The following is a 16,771-nucleotide window of genomic DNA, read 5'->3' on the forward strand; positions in this document are numbered from 1 at the left end:
CAGCGGCATTGCCGGTATGAATTCCGGGTACTCGCAACCGTGCCGGTACACGGGGGTCTGGAGGGGGACTGCAGTGATCCGGGTACTACTCGTGCACGACATCTGTCTGTTCCGATGGGCATTGACAGAAGTGCTCGACCGGGAGAACGACATCGACGTATCCGCCGCCACCACCAGGGACGCGACGGAACGGGTGCGCGCATTGCGCCCCGACGTCTGCGTGGTGGACGCGGAGAGCCCGGAGCCCACCGGGCAAGGCATATTGCGCAAGTTATCCAGACTCGCGAAAGGGAAAGGCCCGGGGAAATCACCGGCTCTGCTGGTGCTGGGCTCGGCACACCGGCCCGGCCCGCTGCGCCGGGCCTTCGAGGCGGAGGCCCTCGGATACGTCGACAAGGAAGCCTCGCCGGTGCAGCTGACCACCGGGATACGGCAGGTGGCCGCGGGGAAACGGTTCATCGACGGCTCGCTCGGTTTCGGCTTCCTGCAAGCCGCTGACATCCCGCTGACCCGCCGCGAGCTGAGCGTGCTGTCACTGGCCGCCGAGGGCTCCTCGGTCTCCGAGATCGCCGGCGTCCTGCATCTGTCGACCGGGACCGTACGCAACTACATGTCCGCCATCACCCGCAAGACGGGGGCCCGCAACCGCGTCGACGCCATCCGCATCTCGCGCGGGGAGGGCTGGCTGTAGCGGCGGGGCGGCGGCGCTCCCCGCGTCCTCGTGTGCCCATCCGCCCGTCAGCTCGCGGTACAGCGCGGACCGCAGCAGCAGTTCACCGTGCCGGCCCGTGCGGGCGTGCGTGCCGTCCATCACCAGCACCCGGTCGGCCCGCAGCGCCGAGCTGATGCGGTGCGCGACGACGATCAGCGTGCCGGGCCGGGCCGCGAAGGCGCGTTCCGCCCGGGCCTCGGCCGCCGGGTCGAGGTGGCAGGTCGCCTCGTCGAGGACGATCAGCGGCGCGGGTGACAGGTAGGCGCGGACCAGGGCGACCAGCTGGCGTTCCCCGGCGGACAGCTGCGCCGGTACGAGCGTGCCGTCCGGCCCGCCCAGCCGCGCCAGCAGCACGCCGGCGCCGATCGCCTCGGCGGCGGCCAGCAGCTCGGCGTCCGGGCCGTCGTGGCCGTCCGGGCCGTCGTGGCCATCGTGGTCGTCCGGTCCGCCCCCGCCGTCCGGGCACAGGTAGCGCACGTTCTCCCGTACGGTCCCGGAGAAGACGTACGCCTCCTGCGGGACCAGCACCCGGTCCGCGACGGCGGGCCGCCGGACCTCGCCGCTGCCGGGCTCCAGCAGGCCCGCGACCAGCCCGGCCAGGGTGGACTTGCCGATGCCGCTGGGGCCGACGACGGCCAGGTGCCCGCCGTCCGGCACGGTCAGGTCCAGGTCACGGAAGACCGGGTCGGCGTGCGGGCCGTACGCGAAGGTCACCCCGCTGAGTTCGACGGCGGTCCCCTTGCGGGGCGTACGGTGCGGCCCGCCGCCGTCCGGTCCGGTGACCGGTTCGGCGGTGAGACGGCGCAGCACCACACCGAGGCGGGTGCCGGACGTGCCGAGCCCGTGCATCAGGCTCTGCAGCGCGGGCAGCAGCGACTGCGTGAGGTACGCGAGCGCGCCCACCAGCGCGCCGGGCGTCACCCCGCGCCCGAGCAGCCAGGGCGCGCCGACCAGCAGCAGGACGACCGGCAGCCGGCCGCTGATGCCCAGCGCGAGCTCCCGGGTCGTGCTCCACCGGGCCAGCGAGACCGACGCCCGCAGTTCGGCGTCGAAGCGCTCGTCCGCCGTGCCCGCCACGGTCCGCTCCGCCCCGGCCGCGGTGATGTCGCGCAGCCCGCCGACCGCCGCGCCCGTCTCCTCGGCGATCGCCTCGTCCGCCGCGAGGAACGTCTCCTGGCGGCGGGCCATCGGCCGCAGCGCCCAGGCGAACAGCGCCAGTCCGAGCAGCAGCGGCGGCAGGACGAGCAGCAGGAGTACGGGGGCGAGCGAGCACAGCCCGATCAGCGCGCCGGCGGTGACGAAGACGAACGAGCGGGACACCAGCACCAGCCCGGCGAAGGTGTCGCGGGCGATCTCCACCTGGTGGGTGAGCCGGGAGACCGCGGCGCCGTCGGGCGCGTACAGGGCGCGGCGCACGACCTTGCGCACCAGGCTGTCGCGCAGCGGTTCCACCAGGTCGGCCACGGCTTCGTAGACCCGCGCGGTCCCGTACGCGCCGGCGCCCACGCAGACCGCGGCGGCGGCCAGCCAGCCGATGCCGACGGCCGGGGCGCCGTGCAGGAACCCGTCGTCCAGCGCGCGGGCCAGCGCAAAACCGAACAGGAAGGTCTGCGCGGACTCGGCCAGCGACCAGCCCGCGAGGCGGCCCAGCACGCGGCGCCGCCGCTTGAGGAAGCGCGGCCCGGAACGCCGCAGCGGCTCCCCGGGAACGGTCCCGTGCCGCCCGTCCGGAACGGCTTCAGGCATGCGCGGTCTCCTTCGGGGCCGTGGCGAACAGTGCCTGGTACTCGGGCAGCTGCCACAGCTCGGCGTGCGGCGCAAGAGCGCGAATGCGCCCGTCGTCGAGCCACGCCACCAGGTCGGCGCGGGCGGCGGTGGCGGCGCGGTGGGCGACGACGATGCGGGTGGCGGCCTTCACGTCGCGCAGCAGGGCGCGGGTGACGTGCAGTTCGGTGACGGTGTCCAGGCTGGAGGTGGCGTCGTCGAGGACGAGCAGCCGCTCGGCGTGCGCGAAGGCGCGGGCCAGGCCCAGGCGCTGGGTCTCGCCGCCGGACAGCGGCGCGTCCGCGCACCGGGTCGTGTAGCCGTCGGGCAGGCGGTGGATGAAGGGGGCCGCGCAGGCGGCCTCGGCGGCGGACTCCAGTGCGGACTGCCCGGGGGTGTACGAGCCCAGCGCGAGCGTGTCGCGGAGGGTCGCGCCGAGGACCGCCGGACGCTCGAAGGCGTACCCGACCGCGCGGCGCAGGGCGTCGTGCGTCAGGTCGCGCAGCGGCACGTCGTCGAGGGTGATCATGCCGGAGTCCGGGTCGGCCAGCCGTCCGGCGACCGCGGCCAGGACGGACTTGCCGGTGCCGGAGCGGCCGACGACGGCCACCGACGTGCCGCCGGGCACGGTCAGGTCCAGGCCGCGCAGTACGGTGCGGTCGCCGCGCCGCACGGTGACGCCGTGCAGCTTCAGCGTGCCGTCGCCCGCGCTCAGCTGCCGCCTGCCGTAGCGCAGGGCCGGGACCTCCAGGGCCTCCGCGATGCGCCCGGCGGCGGCGCGGGCGTGCACGAGGGTGTTCAGCTGCCCGACGATCTGGCCGATCCCGGTGGCCAGCGCCGCGTACCGGGACGCGGCGAGCAGCCCGCCGACGCTCAGCTCGCCCTGCGCCAGCCGCACACCGGCCACGCACAGCACGGCGATCTGGAGCAGCGGTACGAGCATCGCGCCCTGGGCCGTGGACCGCCCCAGGACGCGCCACGTGCGGTGGCCGTGCCGGGCGAGGCCGGGCAGCGGGGCGAGGATGCGGGCGGTCTCGCGCCGCCGGGTACCGGCGGCGGCGATGGTGCGGGCGCCGCCGACCGCCTCGACGAGCCGGCGCGCCAGTTCGCCCTGGTCCTCCTGGTAGCGCACGACGCAGTCGCCGGTGGCCCGCGCGAAGGTGCGCAGCAGCAGGGCCAGCAGGGGCATGCCGAGGAGGAAGACGGCGGCGGTCCACACGTCCACGTACGCGAGGGCGACGAGCGCGCCGACCGGGGTGACGACGGCGGCGAGCGAGGCCGCCAGGGCGGAGGGCGCGGTGCCGGCGTGCGCGGCGTTGCCGACGACGCGGGTGACCAGGTCGCCGGTGCCGTACCGCTCGGTGGCGCGCGGCCCGGCGGCGAGGAGATGGCGGGTCAGGCGGCGCCGTATCCAGGCGGTGCCGCGGGCGTCGGTGGTGCCGGTGAGCAGCCCGTCGAGCGCGTCCAGCAGGACGATCAGGCCGGTCAGCGCCGCGCAGGCGGCGAGCCAGCGGCCGGCGGGCCGGTGGTCGAGCAGCAGGTCGAGGGTGTGGCCGAGGGCGCCGGGGAGGGCCAGGCCGAGGCCGGCGGACGCGACGGTGAGCAGCAGCAGCGCGGTGGCGCGCGGGGCGCTGTGGCGCAGGGCGCCGCCCAGCAGCCGGTCGGCGGGGGTGACGGTCACGGGCTCTCCCACGGGGGTGTGCGTGCGGCCCGCGCAGGGGCCGCACGCACGTCCGGATCACAACTCCCGGATCAGGTCTACCGGTTCAGGCATTCCGGTAGGCGCGTCGTCCTGTCAGAGACACAGGAGAACGCTGGCCTGGCTCGCGCAGAGCGTCAGGCTGATGGTGCTGCCGCCACCGCCGCCGTGCTCGGGAGCGTCCATCGCCTGCAGGTCGAGAAGTGCCATGACACTTTCCTTTCACTTATGGGGACGTGGTTGTGCAGGTGTTGCTGTATTGCTCGGTGTTGCTTGGTGTTGCTGCGGTTCCGGACGGGCGGGTCGCCCCGCGTCGCCCGGTGTTCGGCTCCGGCACGCAGACCGGAGCCGGCTTCAGGGCCGCCGGTGCTCCGAGGAGGGCGGCGGCGGGAGGAAGGGCAGGTGGACGGGCCGGTCGTGCAGCGCCGCGCCCAGGCCCAGGAGGCAGCCCGCGGACCCGGTGGCCAGGTCCATCGACAGCCGCATCATCTGATCGCCGGGGAAGGCCAGGTGCTTCTGGTAGGGCATGGCGTACCAGCTCAGGTAGGAGATCTGGGCGGCCAGCGCACCGTCGAGGTCGGGAGCCGGCGTGGTGGTCCGCGCGAGGTGCAAAACGCATCCGGCACGGCCGCGGAAGAGTCCGGGCTGTACGTAGAAGCGGGACATCGCGGCGGGCAGGACGGCGGTGCGCGCCTGCTCGAACTCCTCGTCCGCGCGGTGCCTGAGGTACTCGTCGAGGACCGTGGCGATGCCGACGCTGCCGCCGCCGAGGTACGGCATGGTCCGCCAGCCCTCGTCCACGACCAGCGCGCCGTCCTTGTCCCGTACGCAGCGCGCCAGGTCGCGACGGAGCGCCTCGGCCGCGAGGTCGAGCAGCCCGGGGTCGCCGGTGGACTCGTACAGCCGCAGGAACAGCAGCGCGGGTCCGGTGGCGCCGCGCAGCAGGCCGGCCCGCTTGCCGCAGGCGTCGAGCCGGTCGGCGGCGTGTCCGGCGGCCTCCAGGGCGCGTTCGCGCAGTTCCCGTTCGCCGCGGGTGCGGGCCAGGTCGTCGAGTGCCAGGCCGAGGCCGGCCAGGCCGCCGTTCAGGTCGGGGGCGAGGCGGTGCCACTTCTCGGCGAGGACCTGTTCCAGCAGGTCCGTGGCGCGGTCCTGGTGGCCCAGCCGGTCCAGCACCCAGGCGACGCCGGACAGCCCGTCGTAGAACCCCAGCGGGGAGCCGGGCGGGGGCGGGGCCGTCTGCCGGAGCAGCCACTCCTCGCCTTCCTCGTACCGCCCGGCGCCGGTCTCGGCGAGCGCGTGCAGCACGCCGGCGGCGCCGTGCGCGATCCCCAGGCCGCCGCCGTCCGAGAACTGGGCGATGTCGCCGGGGAAGAGCCGGTCGGTGCGTTCGGGGGTGGCCGAGGCGAGGATGCCGCGGACGATCGAGTCGCGGCTGTGCGGCCAGTCGGCGGGCTCGGCCGGGAGGTAGGGCGCGGGTCCGGTGCGCCGCTTCTGGGGCGCGGGCTTCGTCCCGTCGTCCGCGGTGGTCGCGTCCGGCGGCCCCTGGATCACCTCGACCGCCCCGGCCAGGAATTCCGCGGGTACGTCCGGGAATTCGTGCGCCACGACCTCGGCGAGGTGCGCGGCCTTGTCCCGGTCGATCACCAGCAGCGAGGTCATCGGCAGGAACAGGGCGATCCGCAGGCAGGCCAGCGCGTAGCGGTCCACGTCGGCGCCGGACCGGTCGGCCGGCGCCATGAAGCCCGGGTGGGCCAGGGTCTGGCGCAGCTTCGCGCCGTCCACCGCCGCCGCCTCGAAGTCCAGCAGCCGTACGCCGCGTTCGTCGAAATCGACCATGATGTTGAACATGTGCAGGTCGTTGAAGACGACGCCGTGGCGGTGCAGGACGGCGACCGCTTCCTCGACCGCCGCGTGGACGTCCAGCGCCCAGCGGGTGTACTCGGCGAGCCGCTGCGGGCTCGGGGAGGCCGTCGTCAGCGGGTGCCGCTCGGCGAAGAAGGCGTTGAGGGTGCGCCCCTCCAGGAAGTCCATGACCAGGAAGCGGTGGTCGTCCAGGAGGAACCAGTCCCGCACCTCCGGCGCCACGCCGCTCCCGGACAGCTTCTCCAGGGCGGCCCGTTCACGCTCCAGGCGGGTCACCGCGTCGGCGCCGTCGGCGGCCAGGCCGGCGTGCGGACGCGCCTCCTTGAGCACCACCTTGTCGCCGGTGCGCCGGTCGCGCCCCAGGTAGACGCCGCCGCCGTTGGAGAAGTGCAGTGCCGACTCGATCTGGTACGGCAGGTCAGTGACGGTGGTGGAGTTGCGGGCGGCGAGCTGCGGGGCCAGGAAGTCCGGCAGCGTCACCCACTCCGGCGGCTGGAAGCGCGGCTCGCGCCGGTCGGGCACCAGCTTGCCCTCGGGGTTCTCGATCGCCCCGACGAGGCTGCCGTGCTCGTCGACGCAGAAGCGCCGCGCGAAGCCGCCGTAGCGTACGTACAGCGGCCCGTTCTGCCACCGCAGGTCGGTGAGGATGTACGGGCCGGCCTGGCCGTCCAGCAGCGCGCCCAGCTCGCGCAGCACGGTGTGCAGCTGCCGCTCGTCCGACGGGTAGATGGTGGCGAACTTGCCGCTCCCGCCGCGGTCGGCGTACTTGGAGTTGCGCATGTGCATCGGGCGCGGCCCGGGCACGAACTTGAACGGGATCAGCCGGTCGACGCAGTAGTCCCACACCTGGGAGGCGGTCTTCTCGGCGTTCTCCGTACAGGCGGAGACGTGGATCTTCCAGCCCTGCGCGGGCAGTTCGGGCCGCGGCTGTCCGTCGGCGTCGACGGGGTTCACGTGGAGCCAGTCCCCGGAGAGGAAACACCGCCACCCTTCGGGGACTGCGCGCTGGGCCGCTTCGTAGAGAGGGCCACTGCCGGACGCGGTTCCGTTCCCGGCGGACAGACGGTCCGGTGTCTCGTAGAAGATTCTGTCGGCGAGACAGTACACCTCGTACCGCTTGTCCATCGTCTCCCCCCTCGGCGGCGTGGCATCGAGATTTCCACGCCGCCGCGGGCCGTTAACAGTCCCAGATGTCACGAGGTGACCGTGAGAAGTTCACGGGTTACTGACGGTACGTACCGGTGGGCGCGGGCCTCGCACCCGTACCGCCCAGAGGGAGGGCGCGCCGCCCCCGGTGGCCGGAAGCCGCTCACTCCTCCGGCGGGAAGACCACCTCTCCCGTGGCGGCGAGCCGTACGGTGATCGCCTCGACGGGGCAGCCCTCGGCCGCCGCCAGCACGTCGTCGCACGCGTCGCACTCGGGATGTACGGGGTGCGACTGGCGCGCCGTGTCCAGCTCGAAGCCGTCGGGGGCGGTGGCCACGCACAGGCCGGAGCCGATGCACACGCTCCGGTCGACCTCGACGTGCCAGCGGCCGGGCGCCCCGGCCCGCTCGTCCTTGCCGCTCGTGCCGTTCACGCGGTCCTCCCCTCACCCTTCCGCCGGCAGGTGAATCATCTTGTGCTCCAGGTACTCCCCGAAGCCCTCGGGCCCGAACTCCCGCCCGATGCCGGAGTTCTTGTAGCCGCCGAACGGGCCGAGCATGTCGATGCTGAAGGTGTTCACGGAGTACGTGCCGGTGCGCACCCGCCGCGCCACGTCGATGCCGTGCTCGGTGTCCGCGGTCCACACCGAGCCGGACAGCCCGTAGTCGGAGTCGTTGGCGATCCGGACGGCCTCCTCCTCGCCCTCGTACGGCAGCAGGCAGATCACCGGACCGAAGATCTCCTCGCGGGCGATGCGCATGGCGCTGGACACCTCGCCGAACAGGGTCGGCTCGACGTACCAGCCGGTCTCCAGCCCCTCCGGCCGCCCGCCGCCGGTCAGGATCTTGGCGCCCTCGCGCTGCCCGAGCGCGACGTAGTCCAGCGAACGCTGCTGCTGGCGCCGGGTGACCAGCGGACCGACCTCGGTGGCCGGGTCCAGCGGATCACCCACGCGCAGGGCGGACGCGGCGGCGGCGAGGCGTTCGGCGACCTCGTCGTAGCGCTCGCGCGGCGCCAGGATGCGCGACTGCGCGATGCACGCCTGCCCGTTGACCAGGTACGCGTACGGCACGATGCCCGCCACCGCCGCGTCCAGGTCGGCGTCCGGCAGGATGACGGCGGCCGACTTGCCGCCCAGTTCCAGCGTCACCCGCGTCAGGTTGCACGCCGCGACCTCCATGACGCGCTTGCCCGCCGCGACCGACCCGGTGAACGCCACCTTGTCCACGTCCGGGTGCCCGACCAGGTACTCGCTCACCTCGCGGTCCGCCGGGAGGATGGACAGCACCCCCGGGGGCAGCCCGGCCCCGCTCGCGATGTCCGCGAGCAGATAGGCGTCCAGCGGTGTCTCGGGCGACACCTTGAGCACCACCGAGCACCCGGCCAGCAGCGCCGGCGCCAGCTTGGCCGCCGCGGTGAACTGCGGCACGTTCCACGGCACCACGGCCGCCACCACACCGGCCGGCTCGCGCCGCACCAGCAGCGGCCCGAGCACACCGGCCCGGCGCTCCTCGAACGGGAAGTCCCGGGCGACGGTGAGCGCCGCGTCCCACGCCAGCACGGAGGCCAGCGCCTGCACCATCACACCCGAGGTGTACGGGGTGCCGTTCTCGGTGCTGATGACCCTGGCGATCTCCTCGCTGCGCGCGGCGAAGGCGTCCTTGATGCGCGTGACCACCGCGATCCGTTCGGTGAGCGGCGCGTCCGCCCACACCCCGGAGTCGAAGGAGGCGCGGGCCGCGGAGACGGCCCGGTCCACGTCGGTGCGCGAGGCGTGCGGCACCCGGCCGACGACCTGCTCGGTGTGCGGCGAGACCACCTCGATGGTGCCGCCGCCGGCCGGGTCGGCGAACTCGCCGCCTATGTAGAGCTGTTCGTACTCGACGAGTGCGCTCATGGCTGCCGCCTCCTGCGGGTCGACCGGTGGGTGATCACGCACCTGGAGCGGTACGCAGATTTTCTGACGCCGCATCAGGACTGATACCAGTTCTAGTTATGCTGGGCAATGCTCGGTACGGGGGCGCGGCGCGTCCGCGCGGAGGCGGAGGTGCGGCGGATGACGGCAGCGGCCCGGACCGGAACGGCGGCGGGCGGACCCCGGGTGACCGACCACCGGGGCGGCGTGTGGTCGATCGCCGTCCCCATACCGGACAACCCGCTCGGCCACACCCTCGTCCACCTCCTGGAGACCGGCCGCGGCCCGGTCCTGGTGGACACCGGGTGGGACGACCCGGACGCCTGGGACACCCTGACCGCCGGGATCGCCGCCTGCGGCTTCGAGGTCACCGACCTGTACGGCGTCCTCCTCACCCACCACCACCCCGACCACCACGGCCTCTCCGCCCGCGTACGGGAGGCGTCCGGCGCGTGGCTCGCCATGCACGCCGCGGACACCGCCGTCGTACGCCGCACCCGCGAGGCCGAACCCGGCCGGTGGCTGGACTACCTGATCGCCAAGCTGACCGCGGCCGGGGCACCCGACAGTCACCTGGCACCGCTGCGCCTGGCCCGCGCCCGCGGACAGGTGCGCGAGCTCCCCGGGCTGCGCGCCGCGCTGCCCGACCGGGAGATCACCCCCGACGCGCTCCTCGACCTGCCCGGCCGCAGGCTGCGCGCCGTCTGGACACCCGGCCACACGCCCGGCCACGTGTGCCTGCACCTGGAGGAGGAGCATCCGGCGCGGCGGCCCGGCCACGGCCGGCTCTTCTCCGGCGACCACCTGCTGCCGGGCATCAGCCCGCACATCGGGCTGTACGAGGACCCGGGCGACACGGCGGTCACCGACCCCCTCGGTGACTACCTGGCCTCCCTGGAACGCGTCGCCCGGCTCGCGCCCGCCGAGGTGCTCCCCGCCCACCAGCACGCCTTCGCCGACGCGCCCGGCCGGGTACGCGAGCTCCTCGCCCACCACGAGGAGCGGCTGGCCGGCCTGCGCGCGCTGCTGGCCGTGCCCCGCACGCCGTGGCAGCTCGCCGAGGCCATGGAGTGGAACCGGCCGTGGGAGCGGATTCCGTACGGGTCGCGGAACATCGCCGTCTCGGAGGCGGAGGCGCATCTGCGGCGGCTGGTGCGGCTGGGGCTGGCGGAGGCGGTGCCGGGGCCGGAGCCGGTGACGTACCGGGCGGTGTGAGGAGCGGGCGGCAGGCGGAGCGGGGGGAGCGCCGGGTGGCGGGCCCGTGCCCGGGTCTCCCCCGGCCCGCCGGTTAAGGTGTGCGAGACAATTTCATCCTGTGCCCGATCGGGGGAAGCCGGTGGAAATCCGGCGCTGACCCGCAACCGTGATCCGGGACGTACGGCACCGCCGCACCGGCCGCCGCCGGGACCGTGAGAAGATCCCGCGCACCGGCCGTCCGCGCCGGGCCCCGTACGCCCGGTGAGCCGGAGCACCCGCTGGGGCACGACCAAGGCTCCCGCCACCGGCAGGCCGCGCCTCCTCGCGCGGACGGCCGGTGCGCGGCACCGTCGAGGTATGCGGAGCTGAGCCCGGTGCCACCGCGGCCGGTCACCGACCGGCGGGCGGCGGGGCGTCCGAGTGCGGCTGCGCACCCACCGCAGCACCCACACCGGCCCACCGCGGACCCACCGCAGCGAACTGACCCGAGAGGCACCGACCCGATGGCCACCACGGCTTCCCAGGCTTCCCCGGCCCCCAGGGCTTCCACGGCCCCCACCCTCGCCGCCCTGGCGCGGCGCGCCGCCGCGGCGCTGGCCGGGGCCGCCGTGCTGTGCGCGGCCGGTGCCCCGGTGGCGGCCGCCGACTCCCCCGCGCCCGCCGCCAAGGCGTCGAAGCTGCCCGACGGGCTGTACGGCACCAAGGACCCGCAGTACGACGGCGTGTGGCGGCAGTCGCTCGCCCTCCTCGCGCAGCGCACCGTCGGGGTGCGTCCGTCGGTGGCGGGCGTCGACTGGCTCGCCGGACAGCAGTGCGCGGACGGCGCCTTCAGCGCGTACCGCGCCGAACCGGCGAAGGCCTGCGACGACAAGACGATGCGGGACACCAACCAGACGGGTGCCGCGGTCCAGGCGCTGGCCGCGCTCGGCGGGCACGACGACGCCGTACAGAAGGCCGTGAAGTGGCTGAAGTCGGTACAGAACGACGACGGCGGCTGGCCCTCGATGAGCGGCTCGCCCAGCGACGCCAACTCCACCTCCGTGGTGATCGGCGCGCTCCAGGCCGCGGGTCAGAAGCCGGAGTCCGTCAAGAAGGGCGACAAGTCCCCGTACGACGCGCTGGTCTCCTTCCAGCTGGGCTGTGACGCGAAGGAGGGGGAGCGCGGCGCGTTCGCCTTCCAGCCCAAGGACGGCAAGCTGGCCCCGAACGCGGACGCCACGGCCGCCGCCGTGCTCGGCGGGCTGGGCAAGGGCTTCGTGGTGGACCCGGCGGGCAAGGACGTCGACGAGCCGGTCGAGCCCCTGAAGTGCGCCGGGGGCGAGGACCCGAAGCGGAACCCGCAGCAGGCCTCCGAAGGCGGCGCGGCCTACCTGGTCGCGCAGCTCGGCGCGGGCGGGCAGCACCTGAAGTCCGCGATGCCCGGCGCCGGGGACCAGCCGGACGTCGGCAACACCGCCGATGCCGTCGTGGCACTCGCCGCGGGCGGGCACGGTGCCGCCGCGCAAAAGCCGTTGCAGTGGCTTCAGAAGAACTCCGCGAACTGGGCCAAGGAGGCCGGACCGGCCGCGTACGCGCAGCTGGTGCTGGCCGCGCACGCCGCGGGCGCCGACCCGCGCGCCTTCGGCGGCGCCGACCTGGTCGCGCAGCTGAACGCCACCGGCCCCAAGCCGGCCGGCAGCTCCGCGCCGTCCGCCGCGCCCGAGAAGGACGCCAAGGACCAGGACGAGCAGGGCTCCGGCGCGTGGTGGGTCTTCGGCGTCGTGTTCGTCGCGTGCGTGGGCATCGGGTTCCTGATCAGCGGCCGCCGGAAGAAGAACGGCCTCTGATGCGACGCCCGCCGCTGCCCCGCTCCCGCTCCGCGCGCCTCCTCGGCGCCCTGGCCCTGGCCGGTACGGTCACCGGCCTGGGCGCGGCGCCCGCCCAGGCGCAGGAGTACCGCTACTGGTCGTTCTGGGACGGGCCCGCCGCCGGCGCCCCGGCCTCCGGGGACGGCGGCTGGTCGTACGCGACCGAGGGCCCGGCCACCAGCCGCCCCCGGGACGGCGCCGTGGCGGGCTTCCGCTTCACCGTCGGCGCCGACTCGAAGGCGGCCGGCAAGCCGCGCCGTGCCGCGGACTTCGACGCGATCTGCGGCACGACCCCCGCCCAGGACGGCAGGAAGCGCGTCGGCCTGGTCCTCGACTTCGGCACGAAGGCGGAGGCACCGGCCGGGGAGAATCCGCCGCCGGTCCGTACGGAGTGCGCGCGGCTGCCCGAGGACGGGACGGTCGGTGACGCGCTGGCCGCCGTCGCGGGGCCGCTGCGGTACGACACGAACGCGCTGCTGTGCGCCATCGCCGGATATCCGAAGGCGGGGTGCGCGGAGAAGGCGGGGCCGGGGGCCGGGAGCGGCTCCGGTTCACCGGAGCCCGGGGCTTCCGACGGCGCCTCCGCCTCGGGCGAGGAGGCGGACGACGACGCGGGCGGCCCCTCCGCCGGACTGATCGGTGGCCTCGCCGTCGTGGCCGTCCTGGGCGCGGCGGCCGGGTGGCAGGCCCGCCGGCGCCGCCGGTGAGCGCCCGCGTCCCCCGCGCCACCCGCTCCACCGCGCTGCACGCGGGCGCCTGGTGGCTGTGGGCGCTGGGCCTGGCCACCGCGGCGTCCCGGACGACCAATCCGCTGCTGCTGGGTCTGCTGGTCGGTGTCGCCGGGTACGTCGTCGCGGCGCGCCGCACGGACGCGCCGTGGGCCCGCTCGTACGGCGCGTTCCTCAAGCTCGGGCTGCTGGTCATCGGCATCCGGCTGGTCTTCGCGTTCTTCCTCGGCTCGCCGATCCCGGGGACGCACACCCTGGTCACGCTGCCGGAAGTGCCGCTGCCCGAGTGGGCGCGCGGGGTGCGTATCGGCGGCCGGGTCACCGCGGAAGGCATGCTGTTCGCGTTCTACGACGGGCTGAAGCTGGGCACCCTGCTGATCTGCGTCGGCGCCGCCAACGCGCTGGCCAGCCCGGCGCGGTTGCTGAAGTCGCTGCCGGGCGCCCTGTACGAGGCGGGCGTCGCGGTCGTGGTCGCGATGACCTTCGCCCCCAACCTCGTCGCCGACGTACAGCGGCTGCGCGCCGCGCGCCGACTGCGCGGCCGCCCGGACCGCGGCGTCAAGGCGCTGCTCCAGGTCGGGCTGCCGGTCCTGGAGGGCGCGCTGGAGCGTTCGGTGTCGCTGGCGGCGGCGATGGACGCGCGCGGCTACGGCCGTACGGCGCAGGTACCGCCCGCCGTACGGCACACCACCACCGCGCTCACCCTCGGCGGCCTGCTCGGCGTCTGCGCCGGTACGTACGGGCTGCTGGCCGACACGGGGGCGGCGTACGGCCTGCCGGTGCTGGCCGCCGGGCTCGTCGCGGCCCTCGGCGGGCTGTGGCTGGGCGGCCGCCGGTCCGTACGCAGCCGCTACCGTCCCGACCGCTGGGGCGTGCGCGCCTGGCTCGTGTCGGGCTCCGGCATCGCGGTGGCCGCCCTGATGATCTGGGCGAACTCCGCCGACCCGGCCGCCCTGCACCCGCCCGCCGTCCCGCTCACCGCCCCCGTCCTCCCGCTGTGGCCCGCGGCCGGCGTCCTGGTGGGCCTGCTCCCGGCGTTCGTCGCGCCACTGCCGCCGCACCCGAAGGAGTCCGACCAGTGATCCGCTTCGACCAGGTGTCGGTCACCTACGGGGACGCGGCGGAACCCGCCGTCCAGGGCGTCGACCTGACCGTCCCGGAGGGCGAACTGTGCCTGCTCGTCGGCCCGTCCGGCGTCGGCAAGTCCACCGTCCTGAACGCCGTGTGCGGCCTCGTACCGCACTTCACCGGCGGCACCCTGCGCGGCCGCGTCACCGTGGCCGGCCGCGACACCCGCACCCACAAGCCGCGCGAACTGGCCGACGTGGTCGGCACCGTCGGCCAGGACCCGCTCGCCCACTTCGTCACCGACACCGTCGAGGACGAACTCGCCTACGGCATGGAGTCGCTGGGCCTGGCCCCGGACGTCATGCGGCGCCGCGTCGAGGAGACCCTGGACCTCCTCGGCCTCGCCGACCTGCGCGACCGCGCCATCACCACGCTCTCCGGCGGCCAGCAGCAGCGCGTCGCCATCGGCTCGGTGCTCACCACCCACCCCAAGGCGCTGGTCCTGGACGAGCCGACGTCCGCCCTCGACCCGGCCGCCGCCGAAGAGGTGCTCGCCGTGCTGCAACGCCTGGTGCACGACCTCGGCACGACGGTCCTGCTGGCGGAACACCGGCTGGAGCGCGTCGTGCAGTACGCGGACCAGGTCATCCTGCTGCCCGCGCCCGGCGCGCCCCCGGTCGTCGGCGCGCCCGCCGACATCATGGCCGTCTCCCCCGTCCACCCGCCGGTGGTGGCCCTGGGCCGGCTCGCCCACTGGTCACCGCTGCCGCTGTCCGTACGCGACGCCCGCCGCAAGGCGACATCGCTGCGGGAGCGGCTGGCGGGGGTGGAGCCGGGGGGCACGGGTGCCGGGGGGTCCTCGGGTGCCGGGGGGTCCTCGGGTGCTGTGGCACCCGTGGATGCCGGTGGTGCCGGGGATGCCGGAGCGGCGACCGCTCCCCGTAAGCGTTCGGGCTGGTGGCGCCGCCGCGACAGCCGTACCGGGAGCGACGCGCGTGGCGGTGGTGCCGGTACGGGGACGGGCGCGGCGTCCGCGCCGGAGCCCACACCGCTTCCGGCCGCCTCCGGCGCCCAGCCCGCCGCCGAGGCCGTGGGCCTCTCCGTACGGCGCGGCCGGACCGACGCCCTGCACCGCGTCGGCCTGACCGTACGCGCCGGTGAGACGGTCGCCCTCATGGGCCGCAACGGCGCGGGCAAGTCCACCCTGCTCACCACCCTCGTCGGCATGCACGAGCCCGCGGCGGGCTCGGTGCGCGTCGGCGGCGCGGTTCCGCACCGCACCGCGCCGCGTACGCTGCTGCGGCACGTCGGCCTCGTACCGCAGGAGCCGCGCGACCTGCTGTACGCGGACACCGTCGCCGCCGAGTGCGCCGCCGCCGACCACGACGCGGACGCCGCCCCGGGCACCTGCCGTGACCTGGTCACCCGGCTCCTCCCCGACGTGCAGGACGGCACCCACCCGCGCGACCTCTCCGAGGGGCAGCGGCTCGCCCTCGCGCTGGCCGTCGTCCTGACCGCCCGCCCGCCGCTGCTGCTGCTCGACGAGCCGACCCGCGGCCTGGACTACGCGGCCAAGGGCCGTCTCGTGGCGCTGCTGCGCGGGCTGGCCGCCGAGGGCCATGCGATCGTCCTGGCCACCCACGACGTGGAGCTGGCCGCGGAGCTGGCGCACCGCGTCGTCATCCTCGCGGACGGCGAGGTCGTCGCGGACGGTCCGACCGCCGAGGTGGTCGTCTCCTCGCCCGCCTTCGCGCCGCAGGTCTCCAAGGTGCTCGCGCCGCTGCCGTGGCTCACCGTGCCGCAGGTCGCACACGCCCTGGAGGCCACGGCATGACCCGTACGCTCCCCTCGCCGTCCTCCCCGCCCTCGCCCCCCGCCGCGCCGCCGGACCGGCAGGCGCGGGCCGTACGGCTGGGCCCGCGGGCCGTCGCCGCGCTCGCCCTGATCACCGTCATCGGCGTGATGGCCTTCGGCTGGCCGCTGCTGGCCGACTCCGCCTCCGGCCTGGCGCACTCCAAGGACGCGCCGTGGCTGTTCGCGGGGCTGCTGCCGCTGCTGCTCGCCGTCGTCATGGCCACGATCGCCGACACCTCGGCGCCCTCGGCGGCGGGCGGCGCGCCCGGTCTGGACGCGAAGGCCATCGCCATGCTCGGCGTACTGGCCGCCGCGGGCGCGGCGATGCGTCCGCTGGGCGCGGGCACCGCCGGCATCGAGCCGATGTTCTTCCTGATGGTGCTGGCCGGGCGGGTGCTGGGGCCGGGCTTCGGGTTCGTGCTCGGCTCGGTGTCGATGTTCGCCTCCGCGCTGCTCACGGGCGGCGTGGGGCCGTGGCTGCCGTTCCAGATGCTGTCGATGGGGTGGGTGGCGACGGGCGCGGGCCTGCTGCCGGGTCCTGACCGGCTGCGCGGCCGCCGCGAACTGGCCGTGCTCGCGGCGTACGGCGCGGTCTCCGCCGTCCTGTACGGCCTGCTCATGAACCTCCAGGGCTGGCCCTACATCGGCGGCATGGCCACCGGCGTCTCCTTCGTGCCGGGCGATCCGCTGCCCGACAACCTGGCGCGCTTCGTGGCCTACTGCCTGGCCACCTCACTGGGCTGGGACCTGCCCCGGGCCCTGGTCACGGTCGTCCTCACACTCACCCTCGGCGGCACCCTCCTCAAGGCCCTGCGCCGCGCCACGCGCCGCGCGGCCTTCGACGCCCCGGCGACGTTCGGACCGGACCCGGGCCGTAATCCCTGAACCTCCACTGTGACCCTTACTCACTGCCCTGTCCCTGTGACCCCACCCACAGGACTTCCGCCCCGGTACGACCGCCCTTCGTAGACCCCGCAC

At 75.1% G+C, this 16,771-nt stretch carries 12 protein-coding genes, 1 pseudogene and 1 riboswitch; of the genes and pseudogenes, 7 read left to right on the forward strand and 6 right to left on the reverse strand.

Translation table 11 applies throughout. The features are described from left to right. Nucleotides 1–16 precede the first annotated feature (16 nt). A pseudogene (locus tag AB0L45_RS31840) lies at nt 17–607 on the forward strand (response regulator transcription factor); the annotation flags it as partial. Here the strand turns inward: AB0L45_RS31840 and AB0L45_RS31845 are convergent. The 6 genes from AB0L45_RS31845 to AB0L45_RS31870 form a co-directional block, all read right to left on the reverse strand. Next, a complete protein-coding gene (locus AB0L45_RS31845; protein WP_365846129.1) occupies nt 533–2,458 on the reverse strand; it encodes an ABC transporter ATP-binding protein in 1,926 nt (641 codons plus the stop codon). The pseudogene AB0L45_RS31840 and the gene AB0L45_RS31845 overlap by 75 nt on opposite strands. Continuing rightward, nucleotides 2,451–4,157, reverse strand: a complete 1,707-nt coding sequence (locus tag AB0L45_RS31850) for an ABC transporter ATP-binding protein (protein WP_365846131.1) — start codon at nt 4,155–4,157, stop codon at nt 2,451–2,453. The genes AB0L45_RS31845 and AB0L45_RS31850 overlap by 8 nt, the downstream gene beginning before the upstream one ends. Before the next feature lie 114 nt (nt 4,158–4,271). After that, nucleotides 4,272–4,385, reverse strand: a complete 114-nt coding sequence (locus AB0L45_RS31855) for a SapB/AmfS family lanthipeptide (protein ID WP_003982959.1) — start codon at nt 4,383–4,385, stop codon at nt 4,272–4,274. Between the two features lie 144 nt (nt 4,386–4,529). After that, nucleotides 4,530–7,163, reverse strand: a complete 2,634-nt coding sequence (lanKC, locus tag AB0L45_RS31860; protein WP_365846133.1) for a class III lanthionine synthetase LanKC — start codon at nt 7,161–7,163, stop codon at nt 4,530–4,532. A 184-nt stretch (nt 7,164–7,347) separates the two neighbouring features. Further along, nucleotides 7,348–7,617: a ferredoxin gene (locus tag AB0L45_RS31865; protein WP_365846135.1), complete on the reverse strand. Its 270-nt coding sequence runs from the start codon at nt 7,615–7,617 to the stop codon at nt 7,348–7,350. Nucleotides 7,618–7,629: 12 nt separating this feature from the next. Continuing rightward, on the reverse strand, nt 7,630–9,081 hold the full coding sequence (locus AB0L45_RS31870; RefSeq protein WP_365846137.1) for an aldehyde dehydrogenase: 1,452 nt from the start codon (nt 9,079–9,081) through the stop codon (nt 7,630–7,632). Nucleotides 9,082–9,240: 159 nt separating this feature from the next. Here AB0L45_RS31870 and AB0L45_RS31875 point away from each other — a divergent pair, with 159 nt between their 5' ends. From AB0L45_RS31875 to AB0L45_RS31900, 6 genes are all read left to right on the forward strand, one after another. Beyond that, nucleotides 9,241–10,314, forward strand: coding sequence for an MBL fold metallo-hydrolase (locus AB0L45_RS31875; protein ID WP_365846139.1), 1,074 nt, complete (start codon nt 9,241–9,243; stop codon nt 10,312–10,314). Between the two features lie 81 nt (nt 10,315–10,395). Continuing rightward, nucleotides 10,396–10,594: riboswitch (cobalamin riboswitch) on the forward strand. A 205-nt stretch (nt 10,595–10,799) separates the two neighbouring features. Next, a complete protein-coding gene (locus tag AB0L45_RS31880; RefSeq protein ID WP_365846141.1) occupies nt 10,800–12,122 on the forward strand; it encodes a prenyltransferase/squalene oxidase repeat-containing protein in 1,323 nt (440 codons plus the stop codon). Further along, nucleotides 12,122–12,850 carry an SCO2322 family protein gene (locus AB0L45_RS31885; protein ID WP_365846143.1) on the forward strand — a complete coding sequence of 243 codons (729 nt, stop codon included), beginning with the start codon at nt 12,122–12,124 and terminating at the stop codon, nt 12,848–12,850. The genes AB0L45_RS31880 and AB0L45_RS31885 overlap by 1 nt, the downstream gene beginning before the upstream one ends. Beyond that, a complete protein-coding gene (locus AB0L45_RS31890; RefSeq protein WP_365846145.1) occupies nt 12,823–13,953 on the forward strand; it encodes a CbiQ family ECF transporter T component in 1,131 nt (376 codons plus the stop codon). The genes AB0L45_RS31885 and AB0L45_RS31890 overlap by 28 nt, the downstream gene beginning before the upstream one ends. Continuing rightward, nucleotides 13,950–15,773, forward strand: coding sequence for an ATP-binding cassette domain-containing protein (locus AB0L45_RS31895; protein WP_365846147.1), 1,824 nt, complete (start codon nt 13,950–13,952; stop codon nt 15,771–15,773). Before AB0L45_RS31890 ends, AB0L45_RS31895 begins: the two co-directional genes overlap by 4 nt. After that, nucleotides 15,770–16,678, forward strand: coding sequence for an ECF transporter S component (locus AB0L45_RS31900; RefSeq protein ID WP_365846149.1), 909 nt, complete (start codon nt 15,770–15,772; stop codon nt 16,676–16,678). The genes AB0L45_RS31895 and AB0L45_RS31900 overlap by 4 nt, the downstream gene beginning before the upstream one ends. Nucleotides 16,679–16,771: the final 93 nt, after the last annotated feature.

Source organism: Streptomyces sp. NPDC052496 (genome assembly GCF_040679095.1).
In the GTDB taxonomy this organism is placed as follows: domain Bacteria; phylum Actinomycetota; class Actinomycetes; order Streptomycetales; family Streptomycetaceae; genus Streptomyces.

Excerpts from the sequence above, each read along its gene's own strand:
- AB0L45_RS31880 (WP_365846141.1), top strand. The coding sequence starts at position 10,800 with ATGGCCACCACGGCTTCCCAGGCTTCCCCGGCCCCCAGGGCTTCCACG.
- lanKC (WP_365846133.1), bottom strand. The coding sequence starts at position 7,163 with ATGGACAAGCGGTACGAGGTGTACTGTCTCGCCGACAGAATCTTCTAC.
- AB0L45_RS31885 (WP_365846143.1), top strand. The coding sequence starts at position 12,122 with ATGCGACGCCCGCCGCTGCCCCGCTCCCGCTCCGCGCGCCTCCTCGGC.
- AB0L45_RS31845 (WP_365846129.1), bottom strand. The coding sequence starts at position 2,458 with ATGCCTGAAGCCGTTCCGGACGGGCGGCACGGGACCGTTCCCGGGGAG.
- AB0L45_RS31870 (WP_365846137.1), bottom strand. The coding sequence starts at position 9,081 with ATGAGCGCACTCGTCGAGTACGAACAGCTCTACATAGGCGGCGAGTTC.
- AB0L45_RS31900 (WP_365846149.1), top strand. The coding sequence starts at position 15,770 with ATGACCCGTACGCTCCCCTCGCCGTCCTCCCCGCCCTCGCCCCCCGCC.
- AB0L45_RS31875 (WP_365846139.1), top strand. The coding sequence starts at position 9,241 with ATGACGGCAGCGGCCCGGACCGGAACGGCGGCGGGCGGACCCCGGGTG.
- AB0L45_RS31855 (WP_003982959.1), bottom strand. The coding sequence starts at position 4,385 with ATGGCACTTCTCGACCTGCAGGCGATGGACGCTCCCGAGCACGGCGGC.